General features: G+C 47.3%; 16 protein-coding genes. 6 read left to right on the top strand and 10 right to left on the bottom strand.

Going from position 1 to position 20,839, the window contains the following annotated elements; all coding sequences use genetic code 11:
- Positions 1-73: 73 nt before the first annotated feature.
- The 4 genes from OHJ21_RS07040 to OHJ21_RS07025 form a co-directional block, all read right to left on the bottom strand.
- Positions 74-3,256: a discoidin domain-containing protein gene (locus tag OHJ21_RS07040; RefSeq protein ID WP_486019655.1), complete on the bottom strand. Its 3,183-nt coding sequence runs from the start codon at positions 3,254-3,256 to the stop codon at positions 74-76.
- Positions 3,257-3,337: 81 nt separating this feature from the next.
- Positions 3,338-4,441 (bottom strand): peptidylprolyl isomerase, encoded by a 1,104-nt coding sequence (locus OHJ21_RS07035; protein WP_486019654.1) that lies wholly within the window; start codon positions 4,439-4,441, stop codon positions 3,338-3,340.
- 285 nt (positions 4,442-4,726) lie between these two features.
- Complete coding sequence (locus OHJ21_RS07030) at positions 4,727-6,079, bottom strand: amino acid permease (protein WP_100536985.1); 1,353 nt, start codon at positions 6,077-6,079, stop codon at positions 4,727-4,729.
- Between the two features lie 275 nt (positions 6,080-6,354).
- Positions 6,355-10,809: a glycosyl hydrolase family 8 gene (locus OHJ21_RS07025; protein WP_486019653.1), complete on the bottom strand. Its 4,455-nt coding sequence runs from the start codon at positions 10,807-10,809 to the stop codon at positions 6,355-6,357.
- A 225-nt stretch (positions 10,810-11,034) separates the two neighbouring features.
- Here OHJ21_RS07025 and OHJ21_RS07020 point away from each other — a divergent pair, with 225 nt between their 5' ends.
- Positions 11,035-11,880, top strand: coding sequence for a helix-turn-helix domain-containing protein (locus tag OHJ21_RS07020; protein WP_486021004.1), 846 nt, complete (start codon positions 11,035-11,037; stop codon positions 11,878-11,880).
- 146 nt (positions 11,881-12,026) lie between these two features.
- Here the strand turns inward: OHJ21_RS07020 and OHJ21_RS07015 are convergent, their stop codons facing one another.
- The 4 genes from OHJ21_RS07015 to OHJ21_RS07000 form a co-directional block, all read right to left on the bottom strand.
- Positions 12,027-12,737, bottom strand: coding sequence for an alpha/beta hydrolase family protein (locus tag OHJ21_RS07015; RefSeq protein ID WP_100536983.1), 711 nt, complete (start codon positions 12,735-12,737; stop codon positions 12,027-12,029).
- 132 nt (positions 12,738-12,869) lie between these two features.
- Positions 12,870-13,247 (bottom strand): c-type cytochrome, encoded by a 378-nt coding sequence (locus OHJ21_RS07010; protein WP_100536982.1) that lies wholly within the window; start codon positions 13,245-13,247, stop codon positions 12,870-12,872.
- A 32-nt stretch (positions 13,248-13,279) separates the two neighbouring features.
- Complete coding sequence (locus OHJ21_RS07005) at positions 13,280-14,992, bottom strand: GMC family oxidoreductase (protein ID WP_100536981.1); 1,713 nt, start codon at positions 14,990-14,992, stop codon at positions 13,280-13,282.
- A 30-nt stretch (positions 14,993-15,022) separates the two neighbouring features.
- Positions 15,023-15,784, bottom strand: coding sequence for a gluconate 2-dehydrogenase subunit 3 family protein (locus tag OHJ21_RS07000; protein WP_100536980.1), 762 nt, complete (start codon positions 15,782-15,784; stop codon positions 15,023-15,025).
- Between the two features lie 125 nt (positions 15,785-15,909).
- Here OHJ21_RS07000 and OHJ21_RS06995 point away from each other — a divergent pair, with 125 nt between their 5' ends.
- Genes OHJ21_RS06995 through tatC form a run of 3 tightly spaced genes read left to right on the top strand, consistent with a single transcriptional unit; the run spans position 15,910 to position 17,537 of the window.
- Positions 15,910-16,593 (top strand): hypothetical protein, encoded by a 684-nt coding sequence (locus OHJ21_RS06995; protein WP_100536979.1) that lies wholly within the window; start codon positions 15,910-15,912, stop codon positions 16,591-16,593.
- Positions 16,594-16,611: 18 nt separating this feature from the next.
- Positions 16,612-16,797 (top strand): twin-arginine translocase TatA/TatE family subunit, encoded by a 186-nt coding sequence (gene tatA / locus OHJ21_RS06990; RefSeq protein ID WP_100536978.1) that lies wholly within the window; start codon positions 16,612-16,614, stop codon positions 16,795-16,797.
- Complete coding sequence (tatC, locus tag OHJ21_RS06985; protein WP_100536977.1) at positions 16,794-17,537, top strand: twin-arginine translocase subunit TatC; 744 nt, start codon at positions 16,794-16,796, stop codon at positions 17,535-17,537. The genes tatA and tatC overlap by 4 nt, the downstream gene beginning before the upstream one ends.
- Before the next feature lie 103 nt (positions 17,538-17,640).
- Here the strand turns inward: tatC and OHJ21_RS06980 are convergent, their stop codons facing one another.
- Complete coding sequence (locus tag OHJ21_RS06980; protein ID WP_486019652.1) at positions 17,641-18,435, bottom strand: SDR family NAD(P)-dependent oxidoreductase; 795 nt, start codon at positions 18,433-18,435, stop codon at positions 17,641-17,643.
- 159 nt (positions 18,436-18,594) lie between these two features.
- Positions 18,595-19,650, bottom strand: coding sequence for a helix-turn-helix transcriptional regulator (locus OHJ21_RS06975; RefSeq protein WP_486019651.1), 1,056 nt, complete (start codon positions 19,648-19,650; stop codon positions 18,595-18,597).
- Positions 19,651-19,839: 189 nt separating this feature from the next.
- Between OHJ21_RS06975 and OHJ21_RS06970 the strand changes: the two genes are divergently transcribed.
- On the top strand, positions 19,840-20,412 hold the full coding sequence (locus tag OHJ21_RS06970; RefSeq protein WP_100536974.1) for a TetR/AcrR family transcriptional regulator: 573 nt from the start codon (positions 19,840-19,842) through the stop codon (positions 20,410-20,412).
- On the top strand, positions 20,409-20,825 hold the full coding sequence (locus OHJ21_RS06965) for a DUF5367 family protein (protein WP_100536973.1): 417 nt from the start codon (positions 20,409-20,411) through the stop codon (positions 20,823-20,825). The genes OHJ21_RS06970 and OHJ21_RS06965 overlap by 4 nt, the downstream gene beginning before the upstream one ends.
- Positions 20,826-20,839: the final 14 nt, after the last annotated feature.

The raw sequence follows: 20,839 nt of genomic DNA, 5'->3' as shown, positions 1-20,839 counted from the left end.
ATTTTACTATGAATCTATTGAATCTGACGGCATTGTCAATGGCAATGTGACAATGACGGCTATAAAAAATCTGCTATGGGTTAAGGAGCGTCGCTGCATCGCGTAACAAATATTCCGCAGCTTCGGCGGAGATATGATTCCCTTTTTGTGCATGGACTTCTGAAATGAAACTGCTTAGGTTTTGTTTTTGCAATTTTTTCAGCAGACTGTTAGCAATTCCTTTGTTGTTAATTATGCCCTTGTCTGCAAAACGTTGAACCAGTTCCTCAAGAGCAGCATAACTTGTTTTTACTTGAAAATCTACGGATTGCGTCGATGAATTCCCTGCTGCATCCATAGCTTTTACCGTAAACGTATGTGTACCCAGCTCAAGTTTGTATAAAGGAATATCCATTAGATCCGTTAGTGCTTTTCCATCCAACATGACTTCGGTTTTTGCTTGGTCGACGCCTGACAGCGTGTCTGCCACTTCAAATTCGGGTTGAAACACACCCGTGTTGAATTCAGATGTTACCACTTGATTTATCGTAATCTCCGGAGCTGTCCAATCCACCGTAATATGGCTGGAGGCCTCAAAATCACCGTCGTCCGTCGTGGCCGTGATGACTGCCCTTCCTTCCCCTACGGCAGTTACGATTCCATGATTGTCTACCGTTGCCACCTGGACTTGATTCGTGCTCCATGTCATATTCTTATTGGTTGCATGATCAGGCATAACCGTTGCATGGAGCTCTACGCTGCGGCCGGAAGAGGTATTAAACACAAGCTCTGGTCTATCAATCATAATTCCAGTAACGGGTACGTTATCAGAGATATGCTCAACGATGAGTTCATTTAACGCAATGTTCCCCCAGATCCGATTCCCGTCATGAACCTTTAATCGAAGTTTATAGGCGTTTACCGTTGGAAAAGAAACGCTCTGGTGTTCTTTGGTGCTGTCGTTAAGCTCCCATTCAACCGATGCGTCGGATAATGCCGTCACCCACCGGCTTCCGTCGTAATACTCTACATCAAAATTTGTAATGCCTTGGCCGATTCCGAAAAATGTGACCAATGTAACCTTGTTGACCGGAACCTTATGATTGCCGTAATCAAGGGTAATATAACCAGGAAAACTCACATCTCCACTACTTCCCCATGCAGAGTTCAAATTGTTGTCGATGATATTAGTAATGGTGCCTGCTCCTGTAGCAAAGGTTGTGGTTACCATATCTTTGGACAGTTCAGGATTGTTATACAATTCAAGTTCGTTCAGTGCGATTCGCCCCGATTGGCCGGCTCCGTCATGGACCTTCAATCTGATTTGAGAGAATCGAGTCAGTGGAAATTCCACGGATTTGATCTCATCCGCGCCCGTGTTCAGATCCCAAGTGAGATTGATGTTCGTGCGTAAGGGAATCCATGCCGAACCATTGCTGTATTCAAGATCAAAGTTCGTAATCCCCCTTTCTTTTCCGTATCTAGTATTTAACTTCAATTGGTTGGCCATAAGCGTTTGACTGCCAAAATCGAGCGTGATATCGTTCGGAAATGCTGGCGCAGCATCGGTTTCCCATGCCGTGTCATAATCATTATCAATAATGTTTTCGACCGGTCCTGTTGATGACGTTTGAAATGTCGTACTTGCAACAGCCTGCGTAGCTAGATTGTCAACAGGTGTGCTGGCTGGCCGTTTCGGAACGATGACGATCGGATCTGGCATATTCCCGGCTGGTGGCACACCGCCCTCGTATTCGTGGGCACCGATATCGGGAGCACCATTATATAACGGGTTGCCGAAATAATCCCTTCCTCCGTTATCTTTTATGCGAATGCCTGCCCCTAGGAGTGGTGAATCCGCTTGCAATTGGTACCCATTCACTGTATCCATGCCATTGCCGCCGCTTCCGGGATCAACGAATCTCGGATCTTCGGTTATCTTATGGGCATCAGCCTGCACCAATGTGTTTCCTCCGTAATATGCATTATAGTCAAACGTTTGACCTGTCAAGTCCCATCCCTTATCACCGACGCTGTAGTACACATTATTATAATTATGAATGTTGCGCGGAGCACCCGAAGCCTTGGTGAAGTAATCGCTCATGACCGGGTTGCCTGATGATTTTCCGACGTAAATCGTATTATTGTAGTTATAGACATGATCGATGGATCCGCTGTATCGGAATATACTTTTCCTGTCGTTTTGGCTTATGTTGTATCTGACGATGGTATTGATTGTGTAGTACGTGTCGTTTACGAACAGCATGAAGCCGCCAGCGTTATCATGACTGTAATTGTACTGAACCAACGAACCGATGTTTCCTGCATCCACGTCGAAGCCATGCCCGTCTTCCGCGCCGTTCACACTGGCAAACGATTCGTTGAATTGAACGAGATTATTGTCCGCATACGCCCACCAAATGGAAGCATTGGTTGCCAGATACGTAGCTTGTTGGACGGTGTTGCGCTCGACCACCGCTCCATCGGTGACATTCCACGCGATCCCGCCTGTTGCAGCCCTGATGACGGTATTATTGGATATTTTCACGTGGGTAGACGGCGTCCATGGCCCGTATGGTTTAGGTACCCATGGCCATAAATCACCCATTCCATACCGCAAGATACAGTTGGAACCAATATAAATGCCATAGGCATCCACATCTGTCAGTATATTTCCGTCAATGAGAATATCGTTAAATGCGCTGGGTGTAGTCGAGCCAACCGAATCAAAAATGATGCCCCCGGAGCGTGTGGTATATGATCCATCAACATCATGGATGTTCATGTTTTTGATATGGATGTGATTCAATAGACCAGCTTCCTCATTCAAGATATAAACACCCCGTCTTTGGCCCCGCGGATTCTCCCAATCTCGATCAAAAGGCAGCGGCGAGCTGTTTGTCACCTCCAGATTGTTGATTTCCCAGTACTCCTGGTTTTTCAAAAAAACGGCTTCCAGTTCGGACGTAATCCCTGCGATTAATGGTTTGCTACCGGAACCGTACATATCGATAATGATCGGATGTTCGCTTGAACCTGAACCTTTAGGACACAGCCTGCCGTTCCAGCTCTCCCCAGCTTTAAACAAGATTTTGTCGCCTGGGGCAAAGGTAGTTGCGTTAACTTTATCTAACGATCTCCATGCAGCGTCTTGACTTGTGCCGTTATTCCCGTCATCTCCCCCTGTGCTGTCCACATAATAAGTGGTTCCGGCTGCTGAAGCAGTCGACGGTGAAACGGTAACCCAATTGCAAACGAAAGATAAAATCGAAACCATACAGATAAGCTTTTTGAAAAACGATTGGCGCAATCAACTTCATTCCTTTCATTTTTATTTATGTAAATGCCAAATTGGCGGTTACATTTGGAATTTTCTGTACAGCTCCTCATTCAATGCAACCTGCGCATCGGTTACCCGCTCACGTATGTATTCCTCGTATTTGTTATCGATATAGTCCTTTAACACCTGTTCTCGAATTTCGTCAAATGCCAGATACTTGGAACCCTTCTGACCTTTCTCCATGCATTGGATTAGATAGAAGTGGCCGTTCTCTTCAACAATTTCGCTAACCTCTCCTGGACGAAGGTTGGCTGAAGCTTGAGCTACCGGACTTCTGGCGTTGTGCCTGTAGCTGTCCAAGTTATATAACTGCTCCGTAACCTGGTCACCTTGATTGATGTCCTTGGCTGCTTGCTCAAATGAAATCCCGGATGAAATTTTCTCCCTGGCAATCTCCATCTTTTTTTTCTCCCGCGTCTTAAGAAGTGGATCGACATTCCGACTTGCATCAAGAAAAGATAACGATAATTGTCGTACCTTCACCGTTGCGGGGGCATCGTAAAGCCGGCCCTTATTCGCCTCGTAAAACGTAATCAGCTGTTGTTCATTCGGCTTCCAGTCATGTTCCATCAGCTGGTTTTTGACCGATAAGGTTGTATTTCCCATCACATATTCAAAATAAGTTTCCTCCGTATATTGAGCGGGTCCGAAAACAACCTGATGATTCTTGATTGCCTTTTGCCTTCTCTCGTTTTCAAGGTTGAAGTTGTGTACAAAACCGTCGTAACTGATATCGGAGAGCACTCCCTGCTCTTTGGCAAGGATCTGCCGCATTTTAAGATGGATGCTATCTTCGAGCGCCTTCTTTTTGATCAACTCAAGCGGAGTTTCATCTCCGTATGTTGTGGACCAAAAATCGGTCGACTGTGCTGAATCATATTTTTCATGGAAATACTTGATAATTCCAGCTCGATTGGCACGAATTGCTCTTTGAAATTCGCTTATATGAATCTCTACACCGTCAACTGTCGCGATATAGGTGTCTTCATGATGTGTTTGTGTAAATTCAGGCTTTGCGATAAAAATGATAATCGCGATGATCAAGATTAAGAATCCGACTATGTTCAGCCATTTCAGTCTGCAAAATTTATGTACCATCAAACCCATCAGCACCTTCGTCATTAGGATTTTTTAATGAACACGATCCTACCTAGACCACTGCAAATTTATGTATAATTCATTATAATTTCCATAAGAAAGCGCTATCAATTTCTCCTTTTTTACATTCCTTTCACTTTCTTTACTTGTTCCCACGCATAAAAAAAAGCGACAGAGGATTCATTCCTCTGCCGCCTTCTCTTTCGTACTTTCCGTTTTCTTAATCGCAGCCATGCGGCTCACAACCGGATCATGACACCATTTCCGCTTGTCCGATGACCATGAAGTTGAAGCCCGACATCCATTCCATTATCCGCTTCTGCTCTCGTTCTTGAATTTCATGATGGACCAGACAACCAATAACAGCAGAACGGACAGACATACACTGATGCTGACCCGATTCTGTCCATCTATGAGGAAAAGAACCGTGATTACCGAAAGGCAAAGCGCAGTAATCCCAGTCACATAAGGGAAACCCCACACCTTGAAGCTGGGCTGCATCGGATATGCTTTGCGAAGCTTCAGCTGCGAGAAACAAATGCAGATCCATACCAGCACCACAACGAAGCCCGGAACCGCCATCAAGATCCGAAACAACTGGTCTTGCGCGATCAGTCCCAGCAGGGAGCCCGCCAAAAGAATGATCGCGCAAAGTTTCAGCGTATTAAGCGGAATGCCTTTGCTCGTGGTCTTGGCCAGGCTCCGGGGAGCCTCCCCTGCGGCTGCCATGGAATAAATCATGCGCGTCGCACCATAGATGCCGGAGTTGGCTGCCGACAGCACGGCCGTTACCAATATGAAATTCATAATATGGGCCGTGCCCTGCAATCCCGTAGCGGATAACACCTGAACGAAAGGACTTGCCTCTCCTCCCAGTTGGTTCCACGGAATCAATCCGCATATGATCAGGATGGGCAGTGTAAAGAACAAAATCACCCTTAAAATAAAGTTGCGCACGACTTTAGGCAGGATTTTCTCCGCATTTTCGGTTTCGGTTAATGTGAGACCGATCAGCTCTGAACCTCCATACGAAAAGGTAACGACAAGCAGAGCCGAGAATATGGCGAACCACCCATTTGGCAAAAATCCGCCGTGAGCGGTGAAATTTTGAAGATACGGGGTGTCCGAACTTGGAATAATGCCAAACATAAGAAAGCTTCCCAATACAATAAAACTAATTATCATGGCGATTTTGATCCCGGCAAGCCAGAATTCCACTTCGCCAAAACTTCCAACACTCATCATATTGATTAAAATAATGAGCGCCGCGCTTGCAAGGCTCAGCAGCCACAGCGGAACCTCCGGAAACCAGTATTGCAGAAAGCTGCCTGCCGCAATCACTTCAATTACGCATACTGACAGCCACATGAAACAATACATCCAGCCCATGACAAAAGAAACCCGTTTTCCAAAGGCTTCCCGAACAAAATCTTTCATATTGCGGCCCGGATATACCGTTGCCATTTCCGTCATGGCTCCCATAACGACCAGAAGAAGCAGTCCTGCAAAGATATAAGAGAAAATAACGCCCGGACCGGCGAGACTGATCGTCTCCGCACTTCCCTTAAATATGCCGGTGCCGATTACACCGCCCATCGCCATAAAGCTGATATGCCTTGGCCTCAATTTCTTCTGTAATGAAACTTCATCTTGTTTTGCCATTCACATATCCTCCTGATGACTTTCAAATTAACCTATTGATAAGTATAACCTTTTCGGCTAAGGAAACAACTTAAGAAATTCGCAATCAAATAAGGAAGCAGGTATAGCTCTAATCCCCCTTATTCTTAAACAAACGGTAAATAGGTTGTTATCGGGAGCGGACAATAAAGAGCCCGGGTGGTCCCAGGCTCTTTATTCCTTCGTTATGATTACCACTTAGCCCATGCTATCAATGCGGAAGAGCACTTCATCGTAAAATCATCATCGCATTACATTCACTGCTTCCCCGTCGAGACGATTCGGACATTGCTGATTTTGGACATGTTGCCGGAAATATCGTACGCAACGATAAAATATTGATACGTTGTATTTGGCGTCAAGCCGCTATCCTTATAATCCGTCGTGTTCGACGTTCCAATAACGCTATTATTCCGATAAACCTTATACTTCGCAATTCCCGTATTATCAATAGATGGAATCCATTTCAGTTCCACGGATGAATCGGATACGGCTACCGCTTCTTCGATGGTTGGCTGCATCGGCGCTTCGGTGTCCGCGATGGTCGGTGACCACCAGTTACCCGAAACGACAATCATGCTTAGAAGACGCAGCGTATTCCCAAAGTAGACGTCATCGTTCGTGGAGATGGAGGCATTGTGGTCCCATAATCGGTTAAGCCACGCTTGATTGGCCGGATTTATCATGGCGCTAACCATCATCGGCGCAGAAAATGATGTATCCGTATAATCCACGAGTGCTTTGGACCCGTCCAGCTTGTATCCTCCATATATTTTGCTTGGATCATCCCCGGTCGCTTGGCGAATCCAAGACGTCATTTTATTGAGCTGCTCCTTGGCACGAGTTTCCCCAGTCATAAGAGCATCCGTGCCGATCCGCCAAGGAATACGCGAAGAGTTATAGCTGAAGTCTCCGTCTGTTTCAGACTCGAGGAATTCCGGATCTGCCGGTGCATAGCTGCCGTTTTTCTTCTCCACAAAGTCGGGCAGCAGCCCCGCATTCGGACTGTACTTTTTGTATACTTCTTCGCTAATGGAATAGGTTTTGTCGATGACCCGGTCCCAATTGGCGTCTCCGCTCGCGTTTTTAAAGTCTTTCACATGCTGAAGCATAAAATCGGAAGGACGCGTAGCACTGCCATATTTAGCATCGTTGTCGCTCACCCAATCCGCAAGCTTCAACGTCCACTCAGCGTGATTGACATCGCTCTTCATGATCGCGTCGATTACTTTTTTGGCTTCGGCCAAGTAATTGATCTCACCATCGCTTCCCCACTGGCGATCCGCAAGGAGCAAAGCGTATGCGATATCCATATCACCATCCGTGGCCGAATCAACACCGCCGACATTCACGACGGCCTGACCTGTATCGCCCTGCTTCCAAGCCATAAGGTCCGGGTTGATCTTGCTCGGATGTGCTCTGAAATAACGATATAACCCGTCAAAATAAGCCTTGGCCTTAGGATCATGGCCCGCCATATGTGCGGTGATCAGCATCCCGTATCCGTGCGCTTCCGAAACGGTCATCGGTTGATACTTGACTTTAAGCTCCTCGTCATATTCTTCTTGGAACCAGTCCCCGTCGGCATACCAGACGTAGTACTGATCCGGCTCCGAAGATTGAAGATACGGCTTCTTTTTCAAGTATTTCTGCTTCCATTCATCATACAGCCGGGCAACGGTCGCATCCAGCTGCGCTTGTTGCAGATGATTGGGCTTGATCGAGCCGGCGGTGTAAGCCGTATGCTGCGGGAACGGCTTGTAAGGCCCGGTGCCTTGCGAAGAAGGCATCGTTTTCAAGCGGATTTCTGCAGACGGCAGCGATTCGACTCCTCCCGCGGAGACGGCCGTCACCTTGTACCGATATTCCGTGTCGGGCGTCAGCCCGGTATCGATATACGTTATTTCCTTGGTTGTTCCAACATGACGATCGTTGCGGTAAATATGATACCGATCCGGTGCCTTGCCGGAAGGCGCTCTCCAGGTCAGGTCAATTTGGAAAGGAGACACGCCTTTGCCCGCCAAACCATCCACAGCAGATGGAGGCTCATTCCCCTCGGCATGATCCGACGTGCTTACCGTGACTGGACTGGAATTGTCTCTTCTGCCAACAGATTTGATCACCAGATTATATTGGATATCCGGATTTAATTTGTCGATGACGGCACTGTACTGCGACGTTCCCGACTTCACGGGCACATAGAGGCTCCAATGCTTGCTGATCTTGTCATCCTTTTCGTAAATACGGAATCCTCTTACCTGCTCTTTGCTGGAAGAAGGTGTCTTCCAGGTCAACGTAGCCTTGGCACCTTGGAGTTTAACCTGAGCTCCCTCCACCGGATCCGGTTTGGTGTCAGTTCGTTTGATGCCGTAATGATCGTATACCTTCAGCCCATTTTTTCCGTATCCGCTCTTTCCTTCATCTTCAATAGCGGCCGTATAGGCATCGAATTTCAGAATTTGATCCGAAACCGACACATCCGTAAACATTTTTTTCTTCGGCTGGCTGTTAATTGCCGCGAAGTAATCGTTATACGGTTCGTTCTTGTAATAGAATTTGTTTCCAAATGCATTGGACATCAGATACACCGTTCCTTGAGGATTGACGACGTTGCCAGCTTCGTCTTTTTCCAGTTTTTTCGGATCGATGACCTTGTCCCCATACATTTGGAAGGAACGCATGTACATATGATCGTGAGCCTCGAACACCATATCGATGCCAAGCTCGTCAAAAACAGGAATCAGATTTTTTCTGTAAAATTCAACGCGATCTCCTTCCCATTGAGCCGAATTATCGCCGGCTGCATAAGGCGCTTTGTGAAGCGTGACGAACTTCCATTTCTTGTCGGTCTTCGCCACCGTGTTCCGCATCCAATCAATCTGGTTCCAAAACTGTTCGTGCTGATCATCATCCCAGTCGACGGAGCCGTCTTCGTTCAACTTGCCGTCAAACTGCGAGTTGTAGACCATGTAAAGCGCATCGCCGTATTCAAAAGAATAAACCGAGCCGTCATGTGTTGCATCCACCACTTTCCGTGGCAGATTGAAATGGTTGTAAAAGTTGTTATTCGGCGTCGTGGCATCCCCGTCCCAATCCGACACTTCGTGTCCGCCCAGTACGGGTACAAATGGCACTTTCATCAGATGCTCCTGCGCGAGCCCAAGCATCCACTGCCACTGCTCTTCCAAGTCGCCATTATCGACCAGATCGCCGGCATTGATCAGAAATTTGGGGTTGCCAATATGTTCGTAGGCTTTCTTAAAGGTATCTGCCCATGGTTCAAAGCCTGATTTGCTCGAGGCCTGAGAGTCGGCTCCCACGATAAAGCGATAAGGCTGCGGTGTCGCCGTATCAGTTTTAAACGATCCAACGGAGCTCCATATCGAACCATCGCCTACCCGGAATACATAATCGGTTCCCGGCTTTAATCCATTCGCGCTTGCTTTATGGCTGAAAAACGTTTTCTTCTTTCCGATTGTTCTGTCACTCTTGGTCATATAAGTCGAAATTTCTTCCGAAGATCCGGTGAATTCAAGAACCCCCTCTTTCGGAAACAGGTTTCCGGTTCCCGTTGATTCGGCAACCTGGACTTTGGTTCCGGCCGGCGTATCCGTGTACCAAGCGAAAGCCATGCTCGTCCTTGGATCGCCGTTCAAGGTCATGTTAATGAGTTTCGGCGAAGAGACGGTTCCTACAGTCGTAAAACTCCACTCGATATTTCGAATCAGGGGGGAGCCGTCTTTTCCTTGGACCGCGGTTTGGGGAATGGTAACCCTGTAGCTTTTCCCTTGACCTAAACCTCCATGCCCCATGCGTAAGGTCGTTTGGTTTATAACTTCGACGGCAAGACTTGGAACAGCCTGATTCTGGCCATCCCGTACCGTGATGTCCTGTTTGGCCGTTAACGTGATCGGTTTGTTGAACTTCACCTCAATCGGCGTCGTCACGGATACCTTTTCCGCACCTTGTTCCGGAACATAAGATAAGTCGATGGTAGGCTGTTCAGGCGTTGTTCCGGATATCGGTTCCCCGGTTACGCGAATGTTCCGAATCTTACTGGAACCTCCCGATCCTATGCCTTTCGGATTATCTTTGGGGTTGGCTGGCTTATTGGAGTTAACCACCCAACGGATATACAGCATTTGCTTATCGTCTGCATTCGGCAGGGGGATGTTACGGAGTATGCAGGATTGATTCGGACAATTGTAACTTGATACAATATTCATCTGAACAGTGCCTCCCGGTACGTCCGTCCATACCGTTCGGTCGGTGCTTACCTGTACTTTGAAATCGTTAGGAGCGGAACCCGAAGAGCTTTGCTCCGAGGATAGTTTGACATTCTTGTAGGCTGAAGTAGAAACCATGGCCAACCAATATTTCTTGCCCTGGCCATTGTCCCAGCCCTGATAGCTGATGTCTTGGGCTTTGCTGTCGTAGTATTCGAAATATCCTCCGACCTGTTGGAGGATGGAGGAAGACATGTTTTGTCCTCCGGTTGCAGGATGGATGCCTCCTTCTCCCTTGTTCTTGAAGACCCATTCAGCGATTAAGGCCTCGGCCGCTTTCCCCGGTCCATCGGAGGCTAGCTCGGGCTTGGACGTCACGGAGTCGGCATAGGAATTTGCCGGCAATGTCCAGGGGATCAACAATAATGCTAAAAACAATAAGACCATCCGCTGTGGATTCCTTCCTCTTTTCTTCTTGATTCGCATGCTTTGCAACCCCTTTCCCGTTCAACATGAACGGCTTGGCTTGAGGATTCAATTCAATCCCACCTTCTTGAATATATCCCATGTTTTCTCTGGATTCTCGCGGGATCTTATCTAAAAATGGCCATTTTCAACATATATTGCTGTTATTTTGATTAACAATTCAAACGGCTTCGGGTACAATGAGGACATCATGACCTAGCTGGATTCCGTGAGAGGTGATATGACATCAACTTTTTTTGCTCCGATCCCTTTTATATCAGTCGAGAGAGCAAATCCCGGTCAAGCATTCCTTCACTCCACTATCACGACGCTTATGAAATTTTGTATATTGTCTCGGGCGAACTGCATTATTGTATTGGAAGCCAGCCGTTTCAGCTCGTGGGCGGTTCCATGCTGCTCATTCGCAAGAATGACGGGCACCGTCTGATCAATCCTAACGGGGCCCCATTTGAAAGAGTAACGCTGCTCTTTCAAGAGGAATTTTTAGGCGGGTTATTAACCGAGGATTCGTCTTTTCATCCCCTCTCCCCATTCCAGGCAGGTTCCGGTTCCGTCCGGTTAAAAGGCCAGGAGCAGGGGTATGTCGAAGGGATTTTTGCGAAGATGGCCGCCGAATCGGCAAACGGATTCCCAGAGTCGAATTTCTATCTCAAAATCCTGCTGTCCGAGCTTTTGGTGTTCATCCACCGCATACTAAACAGTGGTCGTCAATACATAACTGTCTCAACCAACCAGGTTCATCAGCGCATCTCCCATATTGCCCACTTTATCAATCACCACTACAATCAGCGCCTGACATTAGAGGAACTCACCAGCCGATTCCATGTAAGTCCCTCCCATCTTAGTCGAACCTTCAAGGAATCAACGGGATTTACCCTGATCGAGTATGTGAATAACGTAAGGATCAAGCAAGCATGTCATTTGTTGAAAGAATCCAATTTGCAGGTTTCCGATATCGCCGAAAGCGTCGGCTTCGAGAATTCTACCCATTTCGGCCGCACGTTTAAAAGCATAATCGGTCTCTCTCCTCTGAAATTTCGTAAAAATCATCAGACGAATATACGGCCGTAAAGCAACAAAGAGCCTGAATTCCTTCTAGGGAATTCGGCTCTTTGTCCTATAACTCTTCCTCACCGCTTTGACCATTCACATGATGAGGCAGCAAATGAGACAACCTACACGCACTTTTAGTTTACATAATATTTATTACGTAACTATCAGTTTCCGGGGTACAATTCATGGATTTTGGATACCAGATCTACTGAATTGGTATGGAACGCTTCGTTTGAATCCGTCCAGGCCGATTTCAGAAAGTAAGAGGCATGAAACCGCCATCCCTGATGATCCGGATTAAAATCCAGTTGAACCTCGCGCCCCGGCCTTCCGCGGTACACCCTAGAACCCGGCTTGCGCCAACTGCCAATTCGGGTGATCCTGTCCGGATTCTGGCCCGTAATATATGTAAAGCGGTCGTTATATGGAATGTCCTTCAAATAAAACTTTGGGCATCCCACAGCAAATACATGGATTCCTCGAAAGTCAAAATTCTCCTCCAAATATAGCCCAACCTTATAAGCAATAACGCCTCCGGCGCTGTGACCGATCAGGATCAGTTGATCAGCATCTGCTGCATGCTTGCGGAGGATCTGCCCTGCGTTCACTACCCGACGAGAGTACTCTCGAACCACGTCATAACCGACTTGAGTAAGCTGCCGGGCTAGTAAACGGATTAATGCGGAACCCGCTATGCCGTTTGCCATCCCATACGGAAAAATCACCACTATTTTGGCATCGGGATATCGAAGGGCGATTTCGCTTGCAGCGTCTTCAAAATTATTCCGATAGGTGAGGATGCCGGCAAAAAAGCAAACCACCGTTCGGCACTTTATTGAACATGTGCTATAGGAGGATACGAACGCCTCTGTCATGACTTCACAGTCCACCTCCAAAAAAGTGTTCCATTCTTACGTTGTAATCATATGAAGAAACCCCCATGATAACAACGCAATTCCTATCTGCATTGTAGCATGAGGGTCCTCATATTTCATTTTTAGTTCACCTTATTTTTTTGCAGCCAGCCATTGGGACAGCACATTAATTTCGTCTTCCGTCAGCTTGCCTTGGAATGCCGGCATTCCATTGCGTCCATTCGTAATAATACCCGCAATTTCTCCAGCATCATACTTGGACCCTACGTTTTGCAGGCTTGGGAAATTCCCGCCCCCGGCCAAGTCTGTTGCGTGGCAAGCCATGCAGTTGGCATTGTAGAGCGACGTTGCTTCAGCATTGCCGGCATCTCCGCCGGTTGCTCCTTCTTGTGGGGCCTGTCCCCCGTTTTCAGCAGGAGCAGGCTCGGATGTATTGCCGCCGCCGCATGCTACCGCTGCAAAAGCAAAAGTTGTCAAAAGCATAACAAACAGTAACCCTTTTTTGAACATGTCTGAAACTGCCTCCTTTTGTAAAATGCAGGCTACACTAATAGCCCGCCCTTTTTGCTGTACTCCAGAATTCCATCCACGGTGCGATAAGCAAGAGCTCCGACCGTTCCGGTCGGATTATAGCCGCTATTATGCGGGAAAGCGGATGCGCCTACTACAAACAAGTTTTCCATATCCCACATTTGCATGTAATTGTTGACAGCCGAATTGCCAGGGTTCTCTCCCATAATCACCCCGCCGGTATTATGAGTCGATTGGTATGTCGTAATTTCGTAAGGTCCCAGTTCCTTCAGTTTCATTATGTTCTGGCCTCCCATCTCCTGCACGATCTCCGCGCAGCGATCGGACAGATACCTGGCCAACTGGCGGTCCTGCTCTTCGAAATCAAACGTGATTCGAATCAACGGGTCTCCGAATGCGTCCTTATAGGTGGGATCCAAATCCAGATAGTGATGCCGAAATGGCATAGAAGAACCTTGAGAGCCCACGGACAGCACGCTGTTTGCATACTTTAAGGAATTCGCCTTAAACTCTTTTCCCCAACGCGGTGATTCCTCCGGAACCGGATTGTTTTGGATTGGCCTTTGTCCGGTTACCGTATGGGCAATGTTCCCTCCATGAATGAACTTCAAGTCCGAGTGATCAAAATTGTCGCCGTTAAAATCGTCCAAGCTCATTCCCAGGCTTCCCGCACCGGCAAATAAATTGAATTTATCCTCAAAAAATCCGGCGGCGTTCCCTTTGATAACCTGATAGGCATAGTTTTTGCCAATCACACCCGTCCCGCTGGACGAGTCGTATGGTTTGCCGATTTTCGAGAGGAGCATCAAACGGGTATTGTTAAATACATATCCCGTAGATACTACGATATCCGCCGGCTGTTCGATTTCCTCTCCGGTCGTTAGGTCCGTATACATGACACCCGTTGCCTTACCGCCCTTATGTAGAATTCTTCTAACATAAGAATGGGTACGGATTTCGAATTTTCCGGTTTTTTTCGCAACAGGAATCACGGTAACGACAGGGTCCGCTTTCGCTCCGTATTCGCAGCCAAAGCGCTCGCAGTATCCGCAATACTGGCAGGCCGCTCTGGAAATGCCATCCGGGTTCGTGTAACTTTCCGACAGATTGGCTGAAGGCACCGTATAGGGGTTGAGCTTCAGATTTTTCGCCGCTTCTGCAAACATCTTCATAGATGGCGTGTGGAGCATAGGCGGGGTCGGGTAAGGATTCGAACGTTTCCCTGCCATGGGATTTTCCTCGCCGGAGATACCGGTCGTTTTCTCAAACTTATCAAAAAACGGCTCGAGCTGATCGTAGGTGATACCCCAGTCCTGGATTGTCATTTCCGGCGGTATTTTATCTTTCCCATATCGTTCTTCCGTCATGCTCCGGATTTTAAAATCGTAGGGCAGGAAACGGAACGTTTGCCCGTTCCAATGGACGCCGGCCCCTCCGAGCCCCTCCCCTAACAGGAACGAACCATACTGCCTCATCGGAAGCGCACGTATTTTTTCGGTGCTCCGAAAAGTAATCGTTTCTTTGGAGAGGTCCTGCATCAAATCGTACCGAAGCGCGTAACGGAGCTCATCATGAGCCATGTAATAGTCTTCCGTTACCCTTTCTTTCCCTCTTTCTAATCCGACAACGGATAATCCCTTCTTGGTCAATTCCGAAGCGATAATCCCGCCAGCCCAGCCGACGCCGATAATGACAACATCCGTTTTCGGTAATTTTTTGGCCATATCTGTACTCCTTTCGCTATATATGAGCGGTTATAGGTGATCCTTTAAGCTCTTCGGCGGGATCACGGTGAAATCTTTATCAATGATGTTGGTATAAGCCATTTGGTTACCCGGATATTGACGCATGACCCAGCCCTGCATGTTTTTATTGCCGCCGTACAGCGGATCACTGTATACCCCTTCCAATGTGCTGCTGCGCAGCAGGTTAAAGAACCCGCTGGCAGAGATCGTTGTCAATTTGACCTCATCGTTCTGAAAGGCAGTTAACACGGCATCCTGTTCCTCTGGCGCCAGGCTCGGGAAATCTTTTTGATACTTTTTTTGGCTGTAGTTCTGAATCTCGCGGAGACCAATGTAGAATATCTCTCGTCGTCTTAATCGACCCTGATAGCCTTGCGTTTTCTCTCCAACATAGAAAGGGGGCTGCATATAATCTCTTGCATTGAAGCCCCAATCACCGGCCAACTGATGGTCGATGAAGAATGCCGCACCCAGCTCTTTGGCGCCCGGACCATTCTCATCCGCAGGAAAAATGCGCTCTACGGCTGCTTCCGTGATCCTGTATTGTTCCTGGTTAAAAAACATTAAGGCTTGGTTGTAGTTGTTTTCATTCTGCTCAGGCGCCGGCGCTGCAGGCGGGGTTTCCCGCTTCGGCAGCAGATAACCGAGCACACCGCCCAGCACGACCCCTCCCACGGCATAACCGGAGTTTCTCAGAAACTTCCGCCGTGACATGGTCTGCGAGCTGCCAGGCTTCGATGGTTTGGTTTGTTGTTCGTCTTGTTCGCTCAAACTCTCTGCACCCCTACTCTTCTTCATTTTTGAATAATGGGTATTGTCCCCATCAAAATTTCATTCATACATTATTCTCCATCCGGGCATGATAAAATTACTAACCGATATGGAGGCGAATGCTCATGAATCAATTGTGGAGCAGGTGGAAAGGCCCGATTTTGGGCTCGGCACTGCTTCTTTCTTTAACAGCCTGCTTAAATCAAACCGACGACAATCAACAAAATGCACAATCCATGGAGCAGCGTAATGCCGATGCCGTGCACTTGCACAGTACCGATGTCATCCCAAGCTATCATGGGCCGAAAACCGAAACGACCAATGTCCATGGCAATACCACAAGCGGTATGGGTATGTCCGTGTACAGCATGATCGGTTCATCCAGCCTGCATGAGGGCGGTGTCTCTTCCCATGTACAGTCAAGACTTGCAGGTCTAGGCATTGATGGGGTGAAAGCTTTTGTCCTTAATGACACGATTGTTCTGGCACGCGCAGAATCACAGGTTTCGTCCAACCACTATGACAACATGCAGCAAAAGGTGTTAAGTCAGACAGAAGGAATGTCAGGCAAAGGCGAGCCGGATGAAGGCGTAAGCGGGGCAAAGATTGCGGACAACGATAATATGTCGCAAGCCAAAGAGCAAGTGAAGAGCATGTTTAATGAAGAAGTGCAAATTCTAACGGTAACGAATCCGCAAGCTCCTGCGCTGATCGACCGAATTGCCTCGAAGCTGCATGATGCACCGCGCGACGAGTCGATAGCCAGAGATATTTCAGAACTGCTTCGGATGGCTTCGGATACAAAATAGGGTAAAGGAGTTGATCATATGCCTTTAGGAAACATCGGCGTGACGGGGCTGATCCTCATTTTGTTGATCGCCTTAATTATTTTCGGTCCTTCGAAGCTGCCTGAACTGGGCCGTGCCTTCGGTCGAACACTGAGTGAGTTCAAAAACTCAACACGTGAACTGGTATCAAGCGAAGATATCCAAGATGGAGATAAATTGAAATGACCCCGCACGAGCAGGGACACGAACAGGAGCAGCATATAATAGAGCACATAACAGAGCTCCGCAAGCGGATTCTCATCACACTGGGCACCTTTTTGGTAGCCCTTTGTGCCGCTTTTCTATATGTCGAACCGCTGTATGAAATGCTGACTCGCGACGTGGAGGGTCAGCTTCAAGTGCTGGGACCGACGGACGTGATTTGGGTATACTTCATGATTGCAGGGGTTATAGCTCTTGCGGTGACGATGCCTGTTGCCGGATTTCAGGTATGGCGATTCGTTGTACCCGGCTTGAGTACCATTGAGCGGCGTGCTTCACTGGCGTATATCCCCGCAATCGGTGCCCTTTTTCTATTGGGCTTGGCCTTTGGCTACTTTGTCATTTATCCCATGGTCCTGTCCTTCCTGGATTCGCTGTCGCACCATTTCATAACAGCATATACCGCCGAGAGATACTTCCGTTTTATGGTGCACATGACCGTACCGTTCGGTGTGCTGTTCGAAATGCCCGTTGTCATCATGTTCTTGACCTCGATTGGCATTCTGAACCCGCTCCGCTTAGCTAAAATGCGGAAAATCGCCTATTTACTGCTGACGATAGCAGCCGTTACCATTACACCGCCGGATATCGTGTCGGACATCCTCGTTATTGTGCCCCTGTTCCTTCTATATGAGATTAGCGTTGGATTGTCTCGCATTGTATATCACAAAAGGCAGACCAAGCTGGAATTGATAGGCGAATAAAACCCGGTTCACATCAGGGACGCTGCTTACGGATACTAAAAAAGCTTGGAGATCTGTTTTAGATCCCAAGCTTTAACTATGTGCAGACCTATTTAAATAAACGTTAGAAAATCGTAGGCACCATTCCCCCATCCATCCGGATTGGAGAACCTTTAAACGCGGATGCGTACGGACTGCTTAGGAATGCAGCCAGCCTACCTATTTCGATAGGCTTGATAAATCGCTGTATTTCGGATTGAGGCAGATTCGTAACCATAAATTCTTTTTCTTTTTCAGCAAAAGTCATATCTTTATCAGGGTACATCCCTTCAATGATTCCGTACACATTCTCAGAGAGGGTGGGTCCTGGCATGATCGTATTGACCGTTACTTCCGTTCCAATGGTTAATTTGGACAAACTCTTTGACAAGGATAACAGCATTGATTTTGTCATGCAGTACTGAGGCATTTGTCCGGATGGCATAACGGCTTCTTCGCTTGCTATAAAAATAATGCGCCCATCATCACGCTTCAACATCTGAGGCAAGTAAAATTTAGTTAGTCCATTAGCAGCAAGAACATTCGTACGGAAATATTTCTCCCATACCTCATCATCCACATCCTCATACTGCATAATCTCATAAATCCCCATGTTGTTAACTAAAATATCCACTGTGGGATATTTTTCAAACAGTGCTTCTCTTTGCTTCGAATCCACGATATCGGCGGTAGCATTTTGAGGAGAAGTCGCCGGGAACTTGGACTTGATGTCATTCACGGTTTGCTCGACCTCTTCATGATTTCGTCCATTAATGAGTACATGAACACCTTCTTTAGCTAGTTCAAAGGCAATGGCCTTACCTATTCCTTTTGATGACCCAGTTACTAGAGCCGTTTTATTGTTTAATCCCATATCCATAAAATAATCAATTCTCCTTTGCGATCCGGATAGTGACTATATTACTTTGTCAGGAATGAAGAGTAACTAGCATATAACGCCAAAATACTTGTACAACACGCCAATTGTGAATACCAAGGAACCTGCAACCTCTCTACAGACTTCGTCTACGTTGTAACGCTATGCTTCCATTGTCAGCATTCCGTGCCGTTGTTCTGATAGCGAACCGGTACTGAAATGTTCAGTTCGCCAATTCGATGGAGTATCTCCTTCCCAAAGACGGAAGGCACGGTAGAACGAGTTCTGATCCTCATATCCGATCAAAAAGGCAACTTCTTTGATATCGAGCGAAGGGTCTGCCAAGTACTCGATGGCCTGTTCATGTCTAGCTTGTGTCAACAGTTGCTTGAAGCTCGTGTTTTCATCCGTTAGCCTGCGCTGTAAGGTGCGATCGCTCACATTGAGCTCCTTCGCCACAGACTGAATGTCAGGGCGTCCTGCTGTGAGACAGCGTTTGATGATCCACTTGACCGTCTCGGTAATGGAGCGATTACTCTGAAGTTCATCAAGCGATCGGTCCAGTGCGGGAGTCAGAATCTCCAGCAATTCTTCGTTGTACGAGAGAAAAGGTCGGTCCAGATCTCTTCGAAAGATCGTCAACCGGTTACGTTTTGCGCCCGTCCGGATCCGACAGCCAAAATAAGCTTCAAGCGCCTGTACATCGCCCATGGGCTCCGAAAATTCGACCAACTGCGCGGTCAAAGGTTGACCTGTGCCCCGGCGTCCAAGCTCCAAAAGACATGCCAGTGTGATACCAACAAGCAGCGATGGACCGGGCTGCTCGCCTAGATTCAGCCATTCCAGGTCGATGGTACAGCGTTCGCCATCCTCGTTGATAAGCAAGCCTTCGGGCGGACATAGTTGTTTATACCGAGCCATCCGGTTTAGAGCATCGCGGTAGTCACGAGCGTGGTAAGGCGCTAAGACGGTCGGTGGGTACTTCGCCGTTTCAAAGACCGTCGCAAGTTCGATGATGGCTTGGGCAGTGTCCCCAATGAGATCGGAATAAGCCTCCCAAATCGCGAAATATTGGGCGGTAGTAACTATAGATTCCGTAATGATGGTAAGCGGTAATTGTGCTTGTCGAGCTACTTCATGGGCGGCAATCCCTAATTGATGTAATCCTTCCCAAAATCCCGGCGGGATTTTAATTTGGTCAGAGGTGTAAGACTTCATATATAGGGCTCCTTTAGCTACTATGAATTGTAATTGTTAATATGAGACGTTATTATACATCAAAACCATGAATATTGCTGACAATATTGATCGTTGTGCCTTTTTTCATCTGTTTGACAAATGAAGTTTATTTTTTTACATTAGAGTTAGTTGTTTGAATAACTTACTTTATAGGAAGGTGAAACGTTCATGGCGAAACCAAATGTAATTAGCAAACAAGAGCTTCTCGAGGCTGCCCAAAAGTGTGTTTCAGAAAAAGGTATGGATAAATTAACTTTGAAAGCAGTGGCCGATCAGGCTAATGTCAGCCAGGGAACGGTCTATTATCATTTTCGAACGAAAGAGCAATTAATAATCGAACTTGTTGAGAGTCTATGTAATGCTTCATGGGTTTCGCTGGAGCAAAACAATCGATCAATTGAAGAAGCCATACAAGAAGCCAAGGAAAGATGCGATTATCATTCTGTTTATCACCGATTATTTTTTTCGTCATTAGCTGCAAGCTTTCAGATCCAAGAGAATCGCAGCCGAATGGGCGCCATGATTCAAGAAGAAAACAAATACCTGACTCAAATTCTTACTGCTCGGTGGGGTGAATCACCAATAGAGGAAATGTCCATGGAGCACTGGGGCATTTTAATGAACGCATTAATGGATGGGCTAGCCGTGCAAGCTTTGCTTAATGAAGAATTTCCAAAAGACGAAATCTTTCATGCATTACAACTGTTTTTTGACTTCATGTCCAGCGAGGTGAAGAAATGAACAGCATTCCTATAAACAGGCAGCGTCATGGATTTTTTCTGGCATGGGGTTTTGTCCTTTGGCTGGCAGCGACAGTTATCTTTCATTTCTGGGGTGATTGGTTGATTGATGTCAGGCATCCCATGAGAACCGCCGTCAGCTTTCTAATCGCGATCCCCTTGATTTATGGATGTATCGCTCCTTTGTTCTCCTATCTGGATATTCCGAATTCAGATCGCCCTCGTCTTTCCGTCTACATCGCTTTGCCTGGCATGCTGCTGGACATTCTGTCGCTACTCTTCCACTCTGTCGTATTCCCGGTTATTTCAGAGCAGAGCATCCACGTTCTGGCTGCCTGGCTATTCTGGGCATACAGCTTGATATTTCTGGTAGGGCTGAGACCTATAAGGATGGCTCCTCGGCGCCATTCATGAAGGAAATGAACTTC

Source organism: Virgibacillus sp. LDC1 (assembly GCF_025792345.1).
Lineage (GTDB): Bacteria > Bacillota > Bacilli > Paenibacillales > Paenibacillaceae > Paenibacillus_AQ > Paenibacillus_AQ lautus.
The sequence above is the reverse complement of the archived record's forward strand: the minus strand, read 5'-3'. Positions and strand labels throughout refer to the sequence as shown.

Coding starts and splice junctions, on each gene's coding strand:
- OHJ21_RS07040 (WP_486019655.1), bottom strand. CDS start 3,256: ATGGTTTCGATTTTATCTTTCGTTTGCAATTGGGTTACCGTTTCACCG.
- OHJ21_RS07035 (WP_486019654.1), bottom strand. CDS start 4,441: ATGACGAAGGTGCTGATGGGTTTGATGGTACATAAATTTTGCAGACTG.
- OHJ21_RS07030 (WP_100536985.1), bottom strand. CDS start 6,079: ATGGCAAAACAAGATGAAGTTTCATTACAGAAGAAATTGAGGCCAAGG.
- OHJ21_RS07025 (WP_486019653.1), bottom strand. CDS start 10,809: ATGCGAATCAAGAAGAAAAGAGGAAGGAATCCACAGCGGATGGTCTTA.
- OHJ21_RS07015 (WP_100536983.1), bottom strand. CDS start 12,737: ATGACAGAGGCGTTCGTATCCTCCTATAGCACATGTTCAATAAAGTGC.
- OHJ21_RS07010 (WP_100536982.1), bottom strand. CDS start 13,247: ATGTTCAAAAAAGGGTTACTGTTTGTTATGCTTTTGACAACTTTTGCT.
- OHJ21_RS07005 (WP_100536981.1), bottom strand. CDS start 14,992: ATGGCCAAAAAATTACCGAAAACGGATGTTGTCATTATCGGCGTCGGC.
- OHJ21_RS06995 (WP_100536979.1), top strand. CDS start 15,910: ATGAATCAATTGTGGAGCAGGTGGAAAGGCCCGATTTTGGGCTCGGCA.
- tatA (WP_100536978.1), top strand. CDS start 16,612: ATGCCTTTAGGAAACATCGGCGTGACGGGGCTGATCCTCATTTTGTTG.
- tatC (WP_100536977.1), top strand. CDS start 16,794: ATGACCCCGCACGAGCAGGGACACGAACAGGAGCAGCATATAATAGAG.
- OHJ21_RS06980 (WP_486019652.1), bottom strand. CDS start 18,435: ATGGATATGGGATTAAACAATAAAACGGCTCTAGTAACTGGGTCATCA.
- OHJ21_RS06975 (WP_486019651.1), bottom strand. CDS start 19,650: ATGAAGTCTTACACCTCTGACCAAATTAAAATCCCGCCGGGATTTTGG.
- OHJ21_RS06970 (WP_100536974.1), top strand. CDS start 19,840: ATGGCGAAACCAAATGTAATTAGCAAACAAGAGCTTCTCGAGGCTGCC.
- OHJ21_RS06965 (WP_100536973.1), top strand. CDS start 20,409: ATGAACAGCATTCCTATAAACAGGCAGCGTCATGGATTTTTTCTGGCA.